The following is a 20,047-nucleotide window of genomic DNA, read 5'->3' as shown; positions in this document are numbered from 1 at the left end:
TTAAAGCTCCTTTACGATGTTAGCGGCATCAAGTGCAATAACCCACTCTTCGTTGGTCGGCATTACTACCACTTTGGGTGAAGTATTGGCTGAACTAATAATACCTTGATTACCAAAACGTGCATCAAGATTGCTCTTCTGGTCACAACTGAATCCTAAAAAGGCTAATTGATTAATGACATTTTCACGTATGATATCGGAGTTTTCGCCAATGCCGCCAGTAAATATAAGTGCATCTAAACGTTGTAATGGTACCATGTAAGCTGCAATTTGTTTGGCTAGTCGGTAGCAAAAAATATCCAGCGCTAAACGTGCTTGTTTATGTCCGGCAACAGCGGCTTCTTCAATCGTTCGACAATCGTTAGAGAGTTCGCTAATACCTAGTAGGCCGCTTTCTTGGTTTAATAAATTATCTATTTGCTGAGCGTTGTAACTAAGCTGTGTAGTTAAAAAATTAAATAAACCGGGGTCAATATCTCCACTGCGAGTACCCATAACAATACCAGCCAATGGCGTTAAACCCATACTGGTATCAACACTTTTACCATTTTTTATTGCAGTAACAGAGCAGCCATTACCTAAATGAGCACTAATGAAATTACTCTTCTCTATAGGCTGATTTAATAATTTAGCAGTTTGTCCTGCTACATAGTAATGACTTGTGCCGTGCATACCATAGCGTCTTACACCGTAGCCTGTATAAAGCTTATAGGGTAGGGCGTAAAGGTAGGCAACTTCATCCATAGTTTGATGAAATGCTGTGTCAAATACTGCTACTTGGGGTAAACCTATAAATGAAGCTTGTGCAGATGAAATACCTAACAAGTTCGCATGACCATGTAACGGCGCTAAAGAAGACGCTTTAGTAATACCGTTAATTACGTCTTCATCAATTAAGACTGACTTTGTGAAATGCTCTCCGCCATGAACAACACGGTGCCCAACAGCAATAAGGTGCTCATCAAGGTTATGATCCTTTATTAAGCTTACAAGCGTATTTATAGCCTCAGCATGTGCTTGATTAGCCGCTAAGTCGATAACCGTCTTAGTTCCATTGAATTTGTATTTAATGGAGGGGGCTTTGGCGCCCAAGCGTTCAGCAAGGCCTGATATAATTTCGTGACCGTCGTTTGCATCAATAATGGCAAACTTTAAACTAGAGCTACCACAGTTTAAAACTAAAACATGTTGGGATTCAGGGGAGGTTGTTGGCATAGATTCAATTTCCATAAACAAATTTAGTAAGTGAACGTTAATACGTGATAGTTACACTTACGGTATTAAATAAAGCTAAAACAATTAAACGTTCAACTGCAAAGTGGTTAACTCAATGTTAAATATTTTACCTTATTTATGATGTTTAAGTTAGGATTGTTCGCCATTAAAGGGGAAATTTAAGCTCTTTTACTGAGAAAGTGTAACTCCCTCATTTTGTGTTACACTTTGGGTATAGCTCGTTTTCTATTGTATTTAAAAGCAGTATCTGTGAGGAGTCATGATGCAAAAAAGTGTGATGTCACAACTACAAACAGGCCGTTTGTATGGTAAAAAATGGCCAATGCGTAAAGAGCTTGCGCCTTTGTTTTTAGAGTTTAGAGTGATTAGAGCGACTGAGCTTGCCATTACAGTAATGCCAATCTTGGCTATGCTAACGTTGTTTTTTCAGCTTAATTACTTAGGTTCTGATTTTTTACCGCAAGCTATTGCGAGTGCATTATTTTTTATATCGTTACCTTTACAAGGTTTATTTTGGTTAGGTAAACGAGCGCAAACGCCTTTAGATCCTGCGATGCAAAAATGGTACAACGAGCTGTACACTAAAATGGCGGCTAATGGATATCAAACGCAGTTAAGTGAAAACAAGCCCCGTTATATGGAGCTTGCTAACTTACTTAAAGATATGTTTGAAAAAATGGATAGAGCATTTACTAAAGAGCAGTTTTAGCGGGTTATACCATTATCTATTTTGGTAAACTGAGTAATATAAAACGATAAGGTGACATTGTGTTCACCTTTTTCTTCGAGTGCTGTCCAGTGCTCGGGTCTAAATTTCCATGCAAATGGCGTCATCATTATTAAGTTTTTAATATCAGTAAAGCTAAGCGCTACATGCTCTGTTAAAAGAGCCTGTTCTGATTTTTGAAACCCTTTTGGCGTGGCTATTTCAGTATGTTCGTTTACTTCTGAATATATATACGATTTTAGCTCTTTTAAATGATAAGGGCCTGGGCTTGCTACCACTAATGTTGCGTTTTTATTAGCTAGACGTTCAAGTTCATCCTCAAACAAAGGTGCAAATACGCTAATAAGTACATCAGCAAATTGACTTTTAAAAGGTGCTTGGCTAATTGATGCAACACTAAAATGGCAATTAGGGTAGCGCTTTGCTGCATATTTAACGGCAGATTTTGAAATATCGACACCGTACACTATAGCGTCTGTTTTACTGGCTATTGCTTGGGTATAAAACCCTTCGCCGCATCCTAAATCTATAACCGTATTCGCACTTATTCGACCGACTAAATCACTAAGATTTTGTTGTAAAAAGCGGTAGTATCCACGCTCTAAAAATGCGCGTCTAGCTTGTACCATCTCAAGGGAGTCGCCTGGTTGTTTTGAATTTTTTTGTTGGACAGGCAGTAAATTAACATACCCTTCTTTGGCAAAATCAAAGCTGTGGTTATTAGCACAACGAAGTGTTGAATCAGCTTTCAAAAGTGCGAGGTTACATAGCGGGCATTGATATTGTAGACTCATGAGTCTAGGTAGTCCTTATCGTAAAAAGTTTTTACCCAATGCGGGCGATAGGTGATCATAATTGTTATAGCCATGCCGTTGAGCATTGCTTCAGGAAACCAAATTATGGCACTTAAATAAACGTAGTTATCTGCAAGTTCTTGCCAATTGTATTGCCCTATAGCTAAGTAAAATAAAGCACCTAGGCCTATTTTTATACAGGCTATAAATCCTGCGGTTATAAACGCACAAACAAATATATAAACAAAAAAATGACGAGGTAAATATTGGTAACTAATTATAAAGCCAAGATAGCTCAATAAAATAGGAATAAACGCACCAATAAACAGTTGTACTGGTAACAGCTCAAGTTCAATTTGACCAAAGGCAGCGAGTAGTGCTGTGGCAAGTAGGCTACTTAAAATAGTCAATCGCCAGCCTAAAATTAATGTAGCAGCCGTAACGCCTAATATGTGTAAATCAAGGCCAGTTAAAATGCCAGCCTTTATTCGCCAAAGCACTGCAAACACTAACGCACATGCAAGAACTCCAGTTTGACGGGCTGGCGTATTAAGCAATGTTTTATATGTTTTTTTATCAAAGCTTAGTAGGGCAATAATAATTACAAGGGCCCAAAGTAGCCCTTGTATTGTTATGCTGAGCATAGTAATTACTTAAATGTTGACCATATAGGGGCATGATCTGAGGGTTTTTCAATACCGCGCAGTTCGTAGTCAATACCAGTATCTATACAGCGTGATGCAAGCTCATTAGTCGCAAGTACTACATCTATTCGAAGCCCTCGGTTATCTACAAACCCTTTAGAGCGATAGTCAAACCACGAATATTGATCGTCTGTTTCTGGGTTTTGTTCTCTAAAGGTGTCTTTAAAGCCCCAATTAAGTAATGTTGCAAGCCATTCACGCTCTACCGGTTGGAAAGAACATTTACCCGTTTTTAACCAACGTTTTGCATTAACTTCGCCAATACCAATATCTAAATCGGTGGGTGATATGTTGATATCGCCCATAACAATGACGTCTTGATCGGGGGTGTGGTTGGTTTCAAGGTGTGTCATTAAATCTTTATAAAATTGGCGTTTATAAGGAAATTTAGTTTCGTGATTAATATTATCACCTTGTGGGAAATAGCCATTCATGACTGTAAGGTCGCGACCGTTATCTTGTTCAACAGTGACGCTTATCATGCGTTTTTGCGATTCCTCTGTATCGGTAGCAAAGCCTTTTAAGACCGATTTAGGCTCTTTTTTGCATAACATAGCTACGCCATAATGGGCTTTTTGGCCATGAAAGTATACGTGATATCCCATTTTTTGTACATCTTCTAGTGGGAATGCTTCGTCATGAACTTTAATCTCTTGCAAGCCAATAACGTCTGGTTGATGTTTGTCGATAATTGCTTGTAATTGGTGGAGACGAGCACGCAGACCATTGATATTGAAAGAAATCACTTTCATAAAATTTACCTTAAAATTGGATCTATTTAATGAATTAAATTGTATCAGTAAATACGCGTACATAACATGACTGAAATGAGAAAATAGCTGCACAAATGTTGATCAATTGGTGAGTAAAGTTTAAACATTGTAAATGCAGTATTAATTTTTTAAATAAATAAAAAATTCAATTGAACTTAACTTTATTGAATATATAATGCGCGAAATTCACTTATTTAGCTCGTTCAAATAGGATCTCTCATGAAAACACAACTACTTTTAGCTACTGCTTTATTAGCATCTGCAACTGCTTCAGCACAAAGCAATACTTACTTCAGTCAAGATAATAAAATTGAGTCTAAGTTATGTGTACTAAGCGCAAACGAAGGCTTTAGTGTTGCTCGTAAAGAAGCTGCTCAGCACGGTGTTTACTTATCTCGTTTTTCTAAAAGCATTTTATGTAATGGTGAAGATATTCGCGATATTGCTAAAAAAACGACATTAAGCAACGCATCAGTTGAGAAAGTAGAAGTATTTGCAAAAGACGCTCAACAAGAAACTCAATTATGTATGACGGCTTTAAAACAAGGTTTAGCACCTGTTCGTCAAAAAATTGGTAACTTAAACTCATTAAAATGTAATGGTCAAAACGTTACTGAGTTTGTTAAACGCTACCAAAACGCAGCAATCTAATTATTAGCTGAACTATATAACTAAAATTGAGATACCTGGTTTTTTACCGGGTATTTTTTTGCAAAAATTACAAGGTTGTTTGCAAAGCTTGCAAGCTTAACTTATTGAAACTGTTCAATAAATGCACCAGTCGAGATTAAGTTGTTGATTCTTATAAGTTAACTATTATTGGCATTGGATTTGTATTAGTTAAAGTGACATTTAATTAATTACGAAGGATACGTCTTATGAAAAAGTTAACATTAGCAGCCACTATTTTAGCATCATTAAGCCTAGCGGCTTGTTCATCTAATCAAGGTCTTGAAAGAATAGACAGTGACTTTGCAAGTTTAGATAATGACAGCGATGGCTACATCTCAAAAGTTGAAGCTGATGACGATAGCATTTGGGGCCATTTTTCAAATATTGATACCAATATGGATAATGAAATTAGCCGCAAAGAATTCAACACTTACATGAAGTTAAACAATGGTAAAGTAGCCACTGATTCTGAAGTAAGTGAGTCGGCATTTAAAGCTGAAATCGCTAAATTTGATAAAATTGAAAGCAGCTTTTCAAGCTTAGATAACGACAGTAATGGCTATATCTCGGTAGTTGAAGGTAACGATGATGATATTTCAAATCACTTTGGTTACATGGATAAAAACCAAGATAAGCGCATCAGTAAAAGCGAGTTTATGGGTTACATTAAAAAATACGGTAACGCAGTAGCTGAAGATGATGCACTAGAAGCCATTAAACACAGCTAATATTTGTTGTTTTAAAGAGTAAATTAGAAGCCAGTGATAATCACTGGCTTTTTTGTATTTAAAATCTAGTTATTTAGTAGATATATTTTCCTAGTTTGGTGTTGTTCTGTCATAATAGATGGCTGTGTATTTTTATTTGTTAAGAGTGTGTATGGCGGGTCGGCGAATTAGTGATGAACAACTAGTTGAGATCATTGAAGCAGCTATTTTTGTTGCAGATAAGCCTGTGAGTAAACGCCACCTTAAAGATACTGTATTAATAGATTTAGCTATTTCTATGGCGCGAATAAACGACGCAATAGATACAATACAAGAACATTTTCAAACTCGTGGTATTCGCTTAGTTGAAGTTGGTAGTGGGTATCGTTTTCAGGCATGTAGTAGTTTAAGCCCTTGGTTAAATAACTTGTGGCAAGAACGCGCACCAAAATACTCGCGTGCTTTACTGGAAACATTATCACTTATTGCATACAGGCAGCCCATTACACGCGGTGAAATTGAGCAAGTACGGGGTGTTACTACGGGTTCGAATATTATTAAAACCCTACTCGAAAGAGAGTGGGTTAAAGTGGTAGGGCATAAAGAGGTTCCGGGTAAGCCGGCTTTATATGCAACTACTAAACAATTTTTAGATTATTTTTCGTTAACTGGACTTGAAAACTTACCTGCGCTGCCAACAGAGCAGCAAAGTAAAATTAACCAGTTATTAAGTGATCCTTCTGTGAGAGAACCATCCGAATGAGTATACAAGGTGAAAAGTTACAAAAAGTCCTAGCCCGTGCAGGCGTAGGCTCACGCCGTGAAATGGAAAAATACATTGATGCAAACCGCGTTAGTGTAAACGGTAAAGTGGCAAAGTTAGGTGACCGTGTTGAAGAAACTGATTTAATTCGTGTAGACGGACACACTGTAAAGATTGAAGAAAAGGCAGATAGAATCTGTCGTGTAATTATGTATAACAAACCAGAAGGTGAGTTAAGCACACGTAAAGATCCAGAAGGACGCCGTACAGTATTTGACCGACTTCCTCGTATTGATGGTGAGCGTTGGATTGCGGTTGGTCGTTTAGACGTTAATACATCGGGTTTGATGCTCTTTACTAATGATGGTGAATTAGCTAACCGTTTAATGCATCCAAGCTATGAAGTAGAGCGTGAATACTCTGCACGTGTATTTGGTGAAGTAACCAACGAAACGGTTAAAAACTTACTACGTGGTGTTGAGCTTGAAGATGGTCCAGCCAAATTCACGACGGTAACCCCTATGGGTGGCGAAGGCGTTAACCGTTGGTTTAACGTAACGTTAAATGAAGGGCGTAACCGTGAAGTTCGTCGTTTATGGCAGTCTCAAGATGCGGAAGTATCTCGTCTTATTCGTATTCGTTACGGTAAACTAGAGCTTGATAAGCGCGTGCCACAAGGTGGTTGGATGGAGTATGATTTAGAAACAGTAAACTACTTACGCAAAACCGTTAAATTAGGGCGCGAGACACAAACTAAGCTTTCTGTTATGCCTGAAAAACGCAAAGATAAACGCGCTAAAATCAACCAGATCCGCAAAGCAGTTAAAAAACACAATCAACGTGTTAAGCCTACCAAACGTAAATAATAAATTAGTTATTTGTTGAACACAAAAAAGCCGCTAATTGCGGCTTTTTTAATGTGTGTTGTATAAATTTTTTAAACTCTAAATTACTTTTTTACTTGAGCATCTAACGATTCGCCATTCACTTTACTAGAATCATCGCTCATCAAGTATAAGTAGGTTGGCATTAAATCTTCTGGTGTAGCAAGCGCGTCTCTATCTTCTCCTGGGTATGCAGCAGCGCGCATAGAAGTGCGAGTAGCGCCTGGATTAATACAGTTTATACGAATATTCGTTTTGCCTACTTCACATGCCCATGTTTGCATCATGCCTTCTACTGCAAATTTTGAGATGGCATATGGTCCCCAAAACTCACGGCCTTTGCGGCCTACACCTGATGACGTAAACACGATTGATGCATTATCAGACTTACGAAGAACAGGAAAAAGCGCTTTAGTGATCATCGCTTGCGCGGTCACGTTTACTTTCATTATGTTTTCGAACGTAGATGAGCAAAAATGTTCAAGTGGACCAAGTGACCCTAAAATACCTGCATTATTAAGCAGGCCATCAAGGCGGCCAAATTGATATTCAATTGTTGCAGCAAGGTCACGATAGTTTTGTTTAGTTGCGCCTTTTAAGTCCATGGGCACAATTGCAGGTTTAGGGTAACCTGCATTAACAATTTCATCGTAAACACATTCAAGTTTATTAGTTGTTTTTCCTAATAAGATAACTGTAGCACCGTATTTTGCATACGTAATTGCTGCTACTCGGCCAATACCATCACCGGCGCCTGTTATTAAAATAATTTTATCTTTAAGTGCGTTTTCAGCCGCTTGATATGTGTGCATAAAAGTACCCATTCATCTATTTTTTTTGATTTTAACATAGCGAAACGTGAAGTAATCGAATTTATTGTAAAATTAGGTGGCGAAAATAGAAACTTTACGTTAAGTTTAACTGGTCTAATGTCTCATTAATAACCTGATTACATTGTTTTAACTTAATACACTGATTAAACACACTATAAAAATAAAATATGTGCGGAGCCAACAATATGAAAAAAATGCTACTTTCACTCTCTGTTACAGCTGCCTTGGCAGGTTGTGGCGGCGGAGAAACGTTAGAAGATGTTAAGAACGACACAGCAACCGTTATTCCAACAGCAACAGTTACATTTGACCCTGCTGCAGGTATCTTATCGGTACCTAATGATTTATTAATGAGTGGAACCCAAGACGGTACACTTAATATTCCTGGAGAATTAGATGACGACAATGTGTCTATTTCTCGAGCAGCTTATGCTAACCCTCAGCTTGCTCTAGGCGCACTTGACGGTTGGTCTTCTCAGATTCCTTATAAAATCGATTTAACATTTCCGCCAAATGTTAGCTTAGATGAAACGTCTGCTGGGACACCAGGTACAGTCCGTATTTTTGAAGTAGTAATGGGTGCAAGTTTAACTGACGCAGAATGTTCAGTTGTAGCTGCAGGTACAGCTTGTAAATTGGTCGGTGAGCTTACTTTTGGTGTTGATTTTGTCACTCAAGCTTCTGGTGATGCCGTTGCAATTATTCCTTTAAAACCATTTACGGCAGGTAGCTCATACATCAATGTACTAACTACTGGTCTTAAAGATTCATTAGGGCGTTCTATCGAGCCTTCTTCTACTTATGGGCTGGTTAAACAAGAAGCGCCATTAATTACAGAAGCCCAACTTGGTTTGCAGGGAGCTGTTAACAGTTACGAAAATGTAGTTGTAAGTTCAGGAAATATAACAAAAGAAGATATTATTTTTTCTAGCGCAATGACTATTCAGTCTGCGGGGCCAGTACTTGGGACAATTAAAAAATTGCTAGCTGCAAGTTTGCAACAGCCTGCGATGCCAACGCCTGCGCTTCAAGTTCCTGAACAACCGATGGTAAATGTACAACAGGTATTTGCTTCTCAGGGTGTAGAAGTGTCTGCTGCTTTCTCTGGTGTGCAATATCAAAAAGGTAGCATTATGCTACCGATGTATTTAGGTACACCAACGGGTACTGATATTAGTGATTTAAGTGATACATATTGGCAAGGTATGTGTGATAACGCGGTGGCAATAATCGGTTACAAGGCCGTTGCTGGTGATGCATTTCCGACAGATCCTATTAGTGAAAATGATGGTTTATGTTCTGCATTAAGTGACGGGCAATTACGTGACTTAGGACTAGATAGCACACGTCATTTAACAAAATATAACTCCATTCCAAAAGTACAAAGCATGGCAAATGTGCCAGTGCAAGTTACTAAGCCTATTTTACCAATAATTAATGGTGTACGTGCGCAGTTACAATTAGATCCTATCGCAATGCCTGATAGCGGATGGCCAGTTGTTATTATGCAACACGGTATTACAACACAAAAAGAAAGTATGCTTGCTTTAACGGCGCAGCTTTCTATTCAAGGCTTTGCAACAGTTGCTATTGACCATCCAAGACATGGTGAGCGTGGAATAGATGTTGATGGTGATGGAACAGACGACTTTAATGCAACAACGGGTTCTGTGCTTAGTTACATGAATTTAAGTTCATTACTTGTTGCGCGTGATAGCTTACGTCAATCAGCGGCTGATTTATTAGGTTTACGTTTAGGTCTAAACTTTATTAATGATGCAACGATTAATGCGCAAGATGTAACTTACATTGGTCATTCATTAGGCTCTATTGTAGCCCCTGCATTTATTGCACAAGCTAATAACCCATTAGCGCCAACTGTCGACCCATTATTTAATGTAAACACAGTAGCACTTGCAAGTGGCGGCGGCGGTATAGCTAGCTTCTTACTAGAATCAGCTGCATTTGGTCCATTTATTCAAGGTTCAGTACTTTCACAAGCAGGTACAACAGAAGCTGATGAGTTTAACGCGTATTTACAAGTTGATGCAGTGTCTAACTGTGGTGCAGTATTGCCAGATATGGAAGCATATTTAACCTGTGGTTATAACGAGTATGTAGCTTCGTTAACTACAGCTGGTGAAACAAGTAAGCTAACTAATATTCAAGGAGTGTTTACTCAATTTGCATTTGCGGCGCAAACAGCACTTGATAGTGGCGATCCAACTAATTACGCAGCCACTGTGAAAGCATTAGGCACTCCTGTTTATACTAATGTTGTTGTGGGCGATGGTGTTGATAACAAGCCTGACCAAGTGATACCACCAATGGCAGCTAATAATCCTATTTCTGGCACAATTCCATTAGCTAACTTAATGGGTCTCGAAACAGTAAGTACTTCGCAAGCATTGAGTGAAACACCAACTAGCTACTTAGTTAAATTTACTAAAGGGCATCATGGTTCTATTTTAACGCCTGCTCAAGATGCTGCAAAGGCTGCAACTGTTGAAGGCAGTGCTGCCGCTAATGCTGAAATGCAGTTGCAAGTAGCTACTTACTTAGCTGCTCGCGGTCGAATGTTATTAGTTTCCAACCCTGAGGTTGTGACTGATTAATAGCCAATAAAATAATTAACCTTTAAAAGCCACTGAAAAGTGGCTTTTTTTTGCTTTAAAGCATGCTAAATTAGCTGAAATTTATAAATGGAGAAACCAGTTGGAATTTTTATACGAATACGGTTTGTTTTTTGCTAAAACAATTACTTTTGTTATCGCTATAGCAGTTATTCTAATGCTAATAGTTGGCGCTGCAGTTAAGCCTAAAGCCAAAAAAGGTGAAATACAAATTGACGACATATCAGAGCAATTAGTCGATCTTAAAGAAAGTTTTCTACAAAATACGCTGGGTAAAAAAGAGCTTAAAGCACACCAAAAACAGCTTAAATCGCAAAGTAAAAAAGCAGATAAAGATGAGCCTAAACCTCGTTTATATGTAATTGACTTTGTAGGTAGTATGGACGCTCACGAAGTAGAAAGCTTACGAGAAGAAATAACAGCCATTATCTCTATTGCTAACCCAAGTAAAGACAAAGTACTTATTCGTTTAGAAAGTGGCGGCGGAGTAGTGCATGGCTACGGACTTGCTGCATCTCAGCTACAGCGTATTAAAAATGCCGGTATTCCTTTGAGTGTTGCAATTGATAAAGTAGCAGCGAGCGGTGGTTACATGATGGCGTGTGTAGCCGATGAGATACTGGCAGCCCCTTTTGCCATAGTTGGATCTATTGGTGTGATAGCTCAAATACCAAACTTTAATAAAATATTAAAGAAAAATGATGTGGAATTTGAGCAAATAACTGCAGGTGAGTTTAAACGTACGCTTACTTTATTTGGTGAAAACACAGATAAGGCCCGTGAAAAATTTCGTGAAGAAATTGAACAAACACATGATTTATTTAAAACGTTTGTAAGCACTCAACGCCCAAGCTTAGATATAAACTTAGTTGCGACAGGCGAGCATTGGTTTGCAACTCAAGCGATTGATAAAGGTTTGGTAGATGTTATAAAGACAAGTGATGATGCATTACTGGAGCAGCAACATGAGCGCCAAATTTATAAGATTAAATACAAAATTAAAAAGGGATTAAGCGATAAGCTAGCTCTTGGCCTGAGTAGTGGTGTAAATAAAGTGGGAATAAACTTACTCTCTAAATTTAAATCCCTAAATCCTTAGATTAGAATTTTTTTACGATTCAGTTTAATTCTTTCTACTCGAAAAAAAACCTTGATGTATTGCATCAAGGTTTTTTTATAGCTGTATAAATGTAGCTTATGAGTCAATAGACTTATGATAATCTTCTAAGTCTTTAGCTGCATTAGGGTCGTTAAAGATGCTCTCATCAAGTTCACCTTCAGACTTGGCAACAACACAGGTAACCATACAATCACCGGTTACATTAACTGCTGTACGTGTCATATCAAGTAATCTATCTACACCGATAATAATTGCAATCCCTTCTACAGGTAAGCCAACTTGGTTAAGTACCATGGCCAGCATTATTAAACCAACACCAGGTACGCCTGCTGTACCTACAGAGGCAAGTGTTGCTGTTAATATAACCATTAGGTAATCAGAAATTGTTAAATCTACACTAAACACTTGTGCAATGAACACGGTAGCCACACCTTGCATGATGGCAGTGCCATCCATGTTAATGGTAGCACCCAGTGGGATAGTAAATGAGGCAACCGAGTTATTAGCACCTAGTTTTTTAGTAGCAGTTTCAAGTGTAATAGGCATAGTTGCGCTTGAGCTCGAGGTACTAAATGCGAATAAGCATGTGTGCTTCATTTTTGCTAAGAAAATAAGCGGGTTTAAGCCCGTTAATATTTTTAAAAGCAATGTGTAGTTTACAAAAGCATGTAATAACAGTGCAAGCACTACAACGCCAAAGTATTTGGCTAGGCTAACAATTAAGTTAAGCTCAATTGTTGTAAATAGTTTTGCCATTAAGAAGAACACGCCATAAGGTGCAATGTTCATTAACAGCGTAACTAGTTTTAAGATTACTGTGTTTAAATCTTCAAAAACACTTGCTACGCGTTTGCCTGTTTTACCACTTAATGCCATTGCTACACCAAATAATAGTGCAAACACTATAACCTGAAGCATATTACCTTTGGCCATTGCTTCAAATGGGTTAGTAGGAAACATATCTATAATTACACGTGCAAGGGTAGGCGCTTCTTTAGCATCATAAGTTGCATTAGATGGCAAGCTTATACCTTCACCAGGGCTAAATAATAAGGCAAGTGTAATAGCCACCGTTATAGCAATAGCTGTAGTTAATAAATATAAACCAATAGATTTACCACCTAGGCGGCCTAGTTTTTTAGGGTCGCTTAAGCTACAGGTACCACAAACGAGCGATACAAAAACAAGAGGCACAACTAACATTTTTAAGCTGGCAATAAATATTTGGCCACCAACATGGAAAATACCATCAACAAAAAAGGCTTTAATTGGCAAAGAGAATAACCCAAGTGGTATTAGATAATCGTCTTCACCAGCTAATATAGCCTGAAATATAAAACCTACTGCAACCCCAAGCGCCATACCAATCATGATGCGAGTGGTTAAACTCATTGAACGGATTTTTGACATATTCCCTGATCTACATTTTATAAATTTGCCATAGACTACCAGCAAGGAAATATTTACTACAGAAAAAATTGGTATTTATTTAAAATTATTTTGCGCAAAAAAGTAATAAAAAACTGAGATTTTAGACTAAGTTATAGGTTAATATTAAGTGAAAATTAATTTTGATTATAATAACAACGCTAGGGAGAGGTTCATGCCTTTAATGCGACTGCTCGGCATTTCATTGCTAAGTTTTTTACTCACAGCCTGTGGTGGCGGTGGGTCACTTGAAAAAGACGGCTCTATTAGTGATGATGATTCCACTACAGAGGCTGCTACATACTCGGTTTCATTAAAGGGGTATTCTCAAACAGACGCAACAGAGTCAAATTCTGTTACACCTACCTCCTCTTTAGATTTACGCGCAATTCTTACTCAAGATGGCGAAATTGTTGCTGGTAAGCGCATCACGTTTACATTAGAAGACGATATTGGTGAACTGTCTCCATCGAGTGCATTAACCCAGAACGATGGCATTGCAACTGTTGAGCTTACAGCAGGTGCTCAAGCCGGTGCTGGAGAAGTAACCGCTACTTATACGGTCGATGGTGAATCTTATACAAGTACTTTTGCTTTTCAGTCAAGCGGTGGGCAGGGTGATGATACTGGTGTTAGTGGGTCAACAACTCTAACAGTAAATATTGTAGATGAAAATGGTGCTAAGTATTCAGATACAAACCCGGTTACAACTGACAATTTAGGCACGGTAACAGCAATTTTAAAAAATGATGGAGTTGCACTTAGCGAGCAGCTTGTTACTTTTACTACAAACTTCACAGGTAAAATAACGCCAGACTTAGGAACTGCAATTACAAACTCAGCGGGTGAGGCAAAAGTAACTCTCTCTAGTGGTAGTTTCAAAGGCGCAGGTCAAGTGGTTGCAACTTATAATCCTACGAACTCAACAGAAGTGAGTAATACGGCTGTATTTTATTCATCAGGTGATTCTGCACCAGTTGATTTGGCACAATTCTCTATATCAGTAAAGCTTTTAACAGGTTGTAATGCAGGCTGGGACGATAATCGTTCAAGTGTAAAACTTGACCCTACACAAGCATCATCGGGTTGTACGGTAGCTAATACTATCTCTTCATCAGAACTAGGTGAATTATTTGTTGAAGTCATTGATGAGCAAAGTGGTGAAGGTAGTAAAAATTCGCTTGTTAATATTTCAACAAATTTAGGTTCTGTTCTTCCTTCATCTGGAACAGCTCTTACCGATAACTTTGGTATTGCTTTACTAAAATTACAGCCTGGAAATACTGGTGGCGCAGGTACTGTGACTGTAACGTCTGTAGGTGAAACTAATTCAACTAATTTTGCTGTAGGTATTGCTGATTTAACCCTAGAGGTTGATAACGGGCTTAATAAAGATACTTCAGGAAATGTTATTCCTCTAAAAGCAGGTGGTAGTACCGTTATTGAAGTAACACTTTTAGATGAAGACGGTAATTTATACTTAACTCCAACAGATGTTGAATTCAGCTCAACTTGTGTAATTAGTGGCGACTCAGTAATTGATGCATCAGTAAAATCATCAAGTGGTATCGCAACATCAACATACCGAGCTACAGGTTGTAGTATTGACGATGACATTAATATCACGGTTGAGACAGGTGGTAAAAACTTTACTGCTACTTCGATTATTCCTGTGGAAACATCAGCGGTACAATCAATACAGTTTGTTGATGTGAGTGAGACATTTATTGCATTACCACCAGGTGAAGGCGGCGCCCCGACTCAATCGATCGTTAGATTTAAGCTAATAGATGCAGATGGCCTTGCATCCACGCAACAACGTATAGATTTTAAGTTAACAGATTCAGTGGGCGCAGCTAAACTGTCACTTAGAACAAGTGATACAAATAATGAAGGCTTTGTTCAAACAACGGTTGAATCTGGCATAGTGCCTGGTCCATTAGTTGTAAAAGCGTGTTTTATTTCTAAAGAAGATGTTAATAACTTACCTGAAGGTGATGACTTAACATGTTGGGTTGATGATGTAGAACTGTGTGCATCAGAACCTAACAATGAAATTTGTCCAGACGGAACACTTACTTTAGTACCATTGAGCGAGCAGATAAGTTCTGTATCGGCTCAATTAACACTGGCTTCGGGCGTAACAGACCAAAACAGTTTTGATGCAAGCCCAAATACGTTTAATACTAACTCACTTAATTATAACGGTGTTTTAAATGATATTACGGTATATTTTGGTGACCAATTTAATAATTATAACGGTGACGGTGTAGAAGCAACTATTTTAGCTGAAGCGGGTGTCATTGGCTCATCTAGCAATGAAGTTACGTGTAAAACTGACGATGCTACCTGTGTTGTAACCTGGCGCTCTCAGGGAGACCGTCCATTTTATGATTACAAATGGGGTAACCGAATTGGCGATATTGATGGGGACGTAACAACTACTGAAGGTATTAATCCAAAAACAGGTATTATAAATTGTGACCCATATTTTGGTATTGCAGCTCCTTGTATAAATGGTATCACACGCGCTAAAAATAGTGCTGATGGTGTTGTTATGGGAGGGCGTGTAAGTATTCTCGCTGTCACTAAAGGGCAAGAAAACTTTGTAGATGAGCAAACCACTGATGATGTTAAACGTACCAATGGCTTGTTTGATATTGGTGAATATTATACTAGTTACGATTTACCTGAAGCATTTATAGATCACAATGAAAATGCTGCCTTTGATAAAGCAAACTGTAGTGATGCAGATGCTTCAAATTATGACCCGTCTACGGATGAATGTTCTGAGTTAATTTCACGAGGTGGTCATAATGAAACATGGCGAGACCTAGATAATGACGGTATTTATGACTTTGCTGATGGTAAATATAATGGTTTATTATGTAGCGAAGCCGCTGAAAATGCAGGTGAGTGTTCTCGTGAGTTAATTGAAGTGCGTAAACAAATTGAATTGGTTATGTCTGGAGATAATCCATATGTTCGTTTTTCTGTGCTGAAAACAACGGATATTCTTGATGCGCCGTACCCTGTTTATGTTCCTGCAGATTGCTCTGTTTCAGTTGTAGCAGTACTTGAGCCATCCGATGTATCTGAACGTTGTGATATATCAGCAGTTGATCTATCAAATGTGCTTGCTGATAATCCTGCGTATGATGAAACTGACCCTGATGAAACTGATCCTGAACAATTAGAAGTTGGTTTAGCTGGTATTACTATTCGTATTCACTATACAGATGAGTTTGGCAATCCGTTACCTGCAGGTACAACAGTGTCAATATCATCTACAAATGGCGACTTATCTATTATCGAAAATAACGCTATCATTCCAAGTACGAATACGGATAAACCAATGTATTCAGATGTTCGTATTTCTCGTGAAGCGGATGGTAATGATAAATTTGATGGGGTACTTTCAATAACATTTGAGTTTACTACTCAGGCTGGTGGGACTAAAACAGTCTCCAAAGGAATCGAAATTTACGATAGTAAATAAGGCTTTATTTAAAAATGCCAACCTTTAGGTTGGCATTTTTGTTTCTGTTCTATATATTCCACATCAATTAATCTAAAAACACCTGTTTGTTTAATTTAACGACAAAAATTGTTCGTTTATTCAGTAAATACTGAAAAGTTTGTATTAAAAGCTTGTAACAACTAGTGTTTGTAGATATACCTATAAATATTCGCGCCGCTTATGTCGGCAAAACACATTTTTAATATTTGGTTAGAAATAGGCAACTATGGGCAAATCGCTAGTAATTGTAGAGTCACCTGCTAAGGCTAAAACAATTAATAAATATTTAGGTAATGACTTCATCGTAAAGTCCAGTATTGGGCATGTACGTGATTTACCTACTTCAGGTTCGAGCAAAGCTAAAGTGCCGGCAACTAAAACGCCAGCAGAAGTTCGCAAAATGGAACCTGAAGAGAAAGCAGCGTATAAAAAGCAACGAGATTATACTAACCTGGTCGCGCGTATGGGTATTGATCCTGAGCAAGGTTGGGAGCCGCATTATGAAATCCTGCCAGGTAAAGAGAAAGTTGTTCAAGAATTACAAAAGCTGGCTGAAAATGCAGATCAAATATACCTCGCAACGGATTTGGATAGAGAAGGGGAAGCAATTGCTTGGCACCTTCAAGAAATCATTGGCGGTGAACCTGAAAAGTATAAGCGCGTAGTTTTTAACGAGATTACCAAAAACGCAATACAACAAGCCTTCGAAACACCTGGCGAGCTTAATACAGACATGGTTTACGCTCAGCAAACACGACGCTTTTTAGACCGTGTTGTAGGCTTTATGGTTTCTCCTTTATTGTGGGCAAAAGTTGCACGTGGTCTATCTGCAGGACGAGTTCAGTCTGTTGCGGTACGCTTATTAGTTGAGCGTGAACGTGAAATTAAGGCATTTATCCCTGAAGAGTTTTGGGATATTCACGCTGATGTTAAGAATACTGAGTCTGAGTTACGCTTAGAAGTAACCAAACAAGCAGGAAAGGCATTTAAGCCTGTAAATGAAGCTCAGGCTAGCGCAGCTGTTAAAAGCCTTGAGAATGCAGAATACAAAGTAATTAGCGTTGAAGAAAAACCAAGTAAAAGTCGCCCAAGTGCGCCATTAATTACTTCAACCATGCAACAAGCAGCAAGTACACGCTTAGGTTATGGCGTTAAAAAGACTATGATGCTCGCTCAGCGTTTGTATGAAGGCGGTTATATTACTTATATGCGTACCGATTCAACTAATCTTTCAAAAGATGCGGTTGAAATGTGTCGTGAGTATGTAACGAACGAGTTTGGTGCTAAATATTTACCAAAAGATCCAATTAACTATAGCTCTAAAGGCAATGCACAAGAAGCGCATGAGGCGATACGTCCTTCAAGCGTTACTGTGTTGTCTGGTCATATCGAAGGCGTAGATGCCGATGCTAAAAAGCTGTATGAGTTAATTTGGCGTCAATTTGTAGCGTGCCAAATGGTACCTGCTGAATACGACTTAACAACACTGACTGTTGCAGCTAACGATTTCCAGCTCAAAGCAAAAGGCCGCGTGCTTCGCTTTGATGGTTGGACAAAAGTACAACCTGCTGTGCGTAAAAAGAACGAAGAAGATCAATCACTGCCGGCTGTTAAAGAAGGTGAAATACTTACTTTAATAGAACTTGATCCTAAGCAGCACTTTACTAAGCCGCCTGCTCGCTTTAGTGAAGCAAGTTTAGTAAAAGAGCTTGAAAAACGCGGTATTGGTCGTCCATCTACTTACGCGTCGATTATATCAACAATTCAAGACCGTGGTTATGTACGTGTAGAAAATCGCCGTTTCTTCGCTGAAAAAATGGGTGAAATAGTTACCGATCGCTTAGTTGAAAACTTCACTGATTTAATGAACTTTGATTTTACAGCTAAAATGGAAGGTCGTTTAGATGACATTGCTGAAGGCGAGCGTGTATGGACTCAAGTTTTAGATAAGTTTTATGCTGATTTTTCAACTCAATTAACTGTCGCTAAAGACGAGCCTGAGAATGGCGGCATGCGTCTTAATGAGATGGTTGAAACCGATATAGAATGTCCTACATGTAGCCGCAAAATGGGTATACGTACGGCTTCAACCGGTGTTTTCTTAGGGTGTACTGGTTACAGCCTTCCACCAAAAGAGCGTTGTACTACAACAATGAACTTAGTGTCGGGCGATGAAGCGGTTGCTGCTGATGTCGAAGACGTAGAAACCGAAAAATTAATGCAGATGAAGCGTTGTCCTATTTGTGAAACTGCAATGGACTCATACCTAATTGACGAAACCCGTAAACTACATGTGTGTGGTAATAACCCAGCATGTAAAGGGCATATAGTTGAAGAAGGTACCTTTAAAATTAAAGGCTACGACGGACCAATTATCGAATGTGATAAGTGCGGTTCTGACATGGAGCTTAAATCGGGTCGCTTTGGTAAGTACTTTGGTTGTAATAACGACGAGTGTAAGAACACACGTAAGTTACTTAAAAATGGCGAGGCTGCTCCACCAAAAGAAGATCCTGTTCACATTACTGAATTAGAGTGTGAAAAGTCAGATGCGTATTTTGTTTTACGTGATGGCGCTGCGGGTATATTTTTAGCCGCAAATACTTTTCCTAAGTCACGTGAAACACGTGCACCTAAGGTTGAAGAACTAAAACGCTTTAGAGACCGCATTTCGCCTAAGTTTTATTATTTAGCAGATGCACCTGCTAAAGATCCTGATGGTAATCTTGCTGTTGTACGCTATAGCCGTAAAAATAAATCTCAGTATGTTATGACTGAAGTTGACGGTAAAGCTACCGGCTGGACTGCTCATTATGAAGCAGGTAAATGGACAGAAGAAGCGAAGAAAAAAGCAGCGCCTAAAAAGAAAGCAGCTGCAAAAAAGGCACCAGCTAAAGCTAAGCCTAAAGCGAAAGCTAAAAAAGAAGATGAATAAGCTCGTTATTGCTTATTCATAGCTTTTGTAGATTTAAAAAGTCATAAAAAAACCGGAATGCACAGCTTGTGTCTATTCCGGTTTTTTTGTGCTTAGTTGAATGCTTTCGCAACGGCTTTATTAGCAGTACATTCACCTAAGCGTGTTACCAATTTGATTAAAAACATGGTCATTTTAGCATATTAAATAACTCAGTTACTGCGTTAAAAGCTATTCATATATGACTGCGTAGATGCAGAAAGTAGGCATTGCAGGGAGCAGCTGCCGAGAACAAATATATGTCATGCTTTTTCGCTTAGCTATTGAGCTATATTCTTA

15 protein-coding genes are annotated in these 20,047 nt (G+C 38.6%); 9 read left to right on the top strand and 6 right to left on the bottom strand.

The features are described from left to right. Positions 1-1,215 (bottom strand): acetate kinase, encoded by a 1,215-nt coding sequence (locus tag H5122_RS04420; RefSeq protein ID WP_182681387.1) that lies wholly within the window; start codon positions 1,213-1,215, stop codon positions 1-3. 283 nt (positions 1,216-1,498) lie between these two features. Between H5122_RS04420 and yfbV the strand changes: the two genes are divergently transcribed. After that, the gene (gene yfbV / locus H5122_RS04415) at positions 1,499-1,945 is read left to right on the top strand and encodes a terminus macrodomain insulation protein YfbV (protein WP_024596543.1); all 447 of its coding nucleotides are present in this window, start codon (positions 1,499-1,501) and stop codon (positions 1,943-1,945) included. Here the strand turns inward: yfbV and H5122_RS04410 are convergent. From H5122_RS04410 to xthA, 3 genes are read right to left on the bottom strand one after another with little or no spacing between them, the layout of a single operon-like run. Continuing rightward, positions 1,942-2,757, bottom strand: a complete 816-nt coding sequence (locus H5122_RS04410) for a putative RNA methyltransferase (RefSeq protein ID WP_182681386.1) — start codon at positions 2,755-2,757, stop codon at positions 1,942-1,944. The genes yfbV and H5122_RS04410 overlap by 4 nt on opposite strands. After that, positions 2,754-3,401, bottom strand: a complete 648-nt coding sequence (locus tag H5122_RS04405; RefSeq protein WP_024596545.1) for an energy-coupling factor ABC transporter permease — start codon at positions 3,399-3,401, stop codon at positions 2,754-2,756. The genes H5122_RS04410 and H5122_RS04405 overlap by 4 nt, the downstream gene beginning before the upstream one ends. Before the next feature lie 5 nt (positions 3,402-3,406). Then, the gene (xthA, locus tag H5122_RS04400; RefSeq protein WP_182681385.1) at positions 3,407-4,213 is read right to left on the bottom strand and encodes an exodeoxyribonuclease III; all 807 of its coding nucleotides are present in this window, start codon (positions 4,211-4,213) and stop codon (positions 3,407-3,409) included. 240 nt (positions 4,214-4,453) lie between these two features. On the opposite strand from xthA, the gene H5122_RS04395 reads away from it, so the two are divergent. The 4 genes from H5122_RS04395 (at position 4,454) to rluB (ending at position 7,242) form a co-directional block, all read left to right on the top strand. Next, positions 4,454-4,885: a hypothetical protein gene (locus H5122_RS04395; protein WP_007582577.1), complete on the top strand. Its 432-nt coding sequence runs from the start codon at positions 4,454-4,456 to the stop codon at positions 4,883-4,885. A gap of 227 nt (positions 4,886-5,112) precedes the next feature. Beyond that, positions 5,113-5,634, top strand: coding sequence for an EF-hand domain-containing protein (locus H5122_RS04390; RefSeq protein ID WP_002959711.1), 522 nt, complete (start codon positions 5,113-5,115; stop codon positions 5,632-5,634). Between the two features lie 151 nt (positions 5,635-5,785). Beyond that, the gene (gene scpB, locus H5122_RS04385) at positions 5,786-6,376 is read left to right on the top strand and encodes an SMC-Scp complex subunit ScpB (RefSeq protein WP_002959713.1); all 591 of its coding nucleotides are present in this window, start codon (positions 5,786-5,788) and stop codon (positions 6,374-6,376) included. Continuing rightward, positions 6,373-7,242, top strand: a complete 870-nt coding sequence (gene rluB / locus H5122_RS04380; protein WP_138488964.1) for a 23S rRNA pseudouridine(2605) synthase RluB — start codon at positions 6,373-6,375, stop codon at positions 7,240-7,242. The genes scpB and rluB overlap by 4 nt, the downstream gene beginning before the upstream one ends. 83 nt (positions 7,243-7,325) lie before the next feature. On the opposite strand, the gene H5122_RS04375 is transcribed toward rluB, so the two are convergent. Then, on the bottom strand, positions 7,326-8,072 hold the full coding sequence (locus tag H5122_RS04375) for a YciK family oxidoreductase (protein WP_002959717.1): 747 nt from the start codon (positions 8,070-8,072) through the stop codon (positions 7,326-7,328). Positions 8,073-8,278: 206 nt separating this feature from the next. Here H5122_RS04375 and H5122_RS04370 point away from each other — a divergent pair, with 206 nt between their 5' ends. Together H5122_RS04370 and sohB are read left to right on the top strand one after the other, a co-directional pair. Then, positions 8,279-10,708 (top strand): VolA/Pla-1 family phospholipase, encoded by a 2,430-nt coding sequence (locus H5122_RS04370; protein ID WP_182681384.1) that lies wholly within the window; start codon positions 8,279-8,281, stop codon positions 10,706-10,708. A 100-nt stretch (positions 10,709-10,808) separates the two neighbouring features. Further along, positions 10,809-11,825, top strand: coding sequence for a protease SohB (gene sohB / locus H5122_RS04365; protein WP_182681383.1), 1,017 nt, complete (start codon positions 10,809-10,811; stop codon positions 11,823-11,825). Between the two features lie 96 nt (positions 11,826-11,921). On the opposite strand, the gene H5122_RS04360 is transcribed toward sohB, so the two are convergent. Next, positions 11,922-13,256, bottom strand: coding sequence for a dicarboxylate/amino acid:cation symporter (locus H5122_RS04360; RefSeq protein WP_024606768.1), 1,335 nt, complete (start codon positions 13,254-13,256; stop codon positions 11,922-11,924). A 193-nt stretch (positions 13,257-13,449) separates the two neighbouring features. Between H5122_RS04360 and H5122_RS04355 the strand changes: the two genes are divergently transcribed. Both H5122_RS04355 and topA read left to right on the top strand, forming a co-directional pair. Then, positions 13,450-16,773 carry a hypothetical protein gene (locus H5122_RS04355; RefSeq protein WP_182681382.1) on the top strand — a complete coding sequence of 1,108 codons (3,324 nt, stop codon included), beginning with the start codon at positions 13,450-13,452 and terminating at the stop codon, positions 16,771-16,773. 247 nt (positions 16,774-17,020) lie between these two features. Then, a complete protein-coding gene (gene topA, locus H5122_RS04350) occupies positions 17,021-19,729 on the top strand; it encodes a type I DNA topoisomerase (protein WP_149602799.1) in 2,709 nt (902 codons plus the stop codon). The last annotated feature ends 318 nt before the right edge of the window (positions 19,730-20,047 follow it).

The organism is Pseudoalteromonas sp. SG43-8 (assembly GCF_014164245.1).
GTDB lineage: Bacteria > Pseudomonadota > Gammaproteobacteria > Enterobacterales > Alteromonadaceae > Pseudoalteromonas > Pseudoalteromonas distincta.
Note: the sequence above shows the minus strand (reverse complement) of the source record. Positions and strands in the feature narration are given on the sequence as shown.

Coding starts and splice junctions, on each gene's coding strand:
- H5122_RS04420 (WP_182681387.1), bottom strand. CDS start 1,215: ATGCCAACAACCTCCCCTGAATCCCAACATGTTTTAGTTTTAAACTGT.
- yfbV (WP_024596543.1), top strand. CDS start 1,499: ATGCAAAAAAGTGTGATGTCACAACTACAAACAGGCCGTTTGTATGGT.
- H5122_RS04410 (WP_182681386.1), bottom strand. CDS start 2,757: ATGAGTCTACAATATCAATGCCCGCTATGTAACCTCGCACTTTTGAAA.
- H5122_RS04405 (WP_024596545.1), bottom strand. CDS start 3,401: ATGCTCAGCATAACAATACAAGGGCTACTTTGGGCCCTTGTAATTATT.
- xthA (WP_182681385.1), bottom strand. CDS start 4,213: ATGAAAGTGATTTCTTTCAATATCAATGGTCTGCGTGCTCGTCTCCAC.
- H5122_RS04395 (WP_007582577.1), top strand. CDS start 4,454: ATGAAAACACAACTACTTTTAGCTACTGCTTTATTAGCATCTGCAACT.
- H5122_RS04390 (WP_002959711.1), top strand. CDS start 5,113: ATGAAAAAGTTAACATTAGCAGCCACTATTTTAGCATCATTAAGCCTA.
- scpB (WP_002959713.1), top strand. CDS start 5,786: ATGGCGGGTCGGCGAATTAGTGATGAACAACTAGTTGAGATCATTGAA.
- rluB (WP_138488964.1), top strand. CDS start 6,373: ATGAGTATACAAGGTGAAAAGTTACAAAAAGTCCTAGCCCGTGCAGGC.
- H5122_RS04375 (WP_002959717.1), bottom strand. CDS start 8,072: ATGCACACATATCAAGCGGCTGAAAACGCACTTAAAGATAAAATTATT.
- H5122_RS04370 (WP_182681384.1), top strand. CDS start 8,279: ATGAAAAAAATGCTACTTTCACTCTCTGTTACAGCTGCCTTGGCAGGT.
- H5122_RS04360 (WP_024606768.1), bottom strand. CDS start 13,256: ATGTCAAAAATCCGTTCAATGAGTTTAACCACTCGCATCATGATTGGT.
- H5122_RS04355 (WP_182681382.1), top strand. CDS start 13,450: ATGCCTTTAATGCGACTGCTCGGCATTTCATTGCTAAGTTTTTTACTC.
- topA (WP_149602799.1), top strand. CDS start 17,021: ATGGGCAAATCGCTAGTAATTGTAGAGTCACCTGCTAAGGCTAAAACA.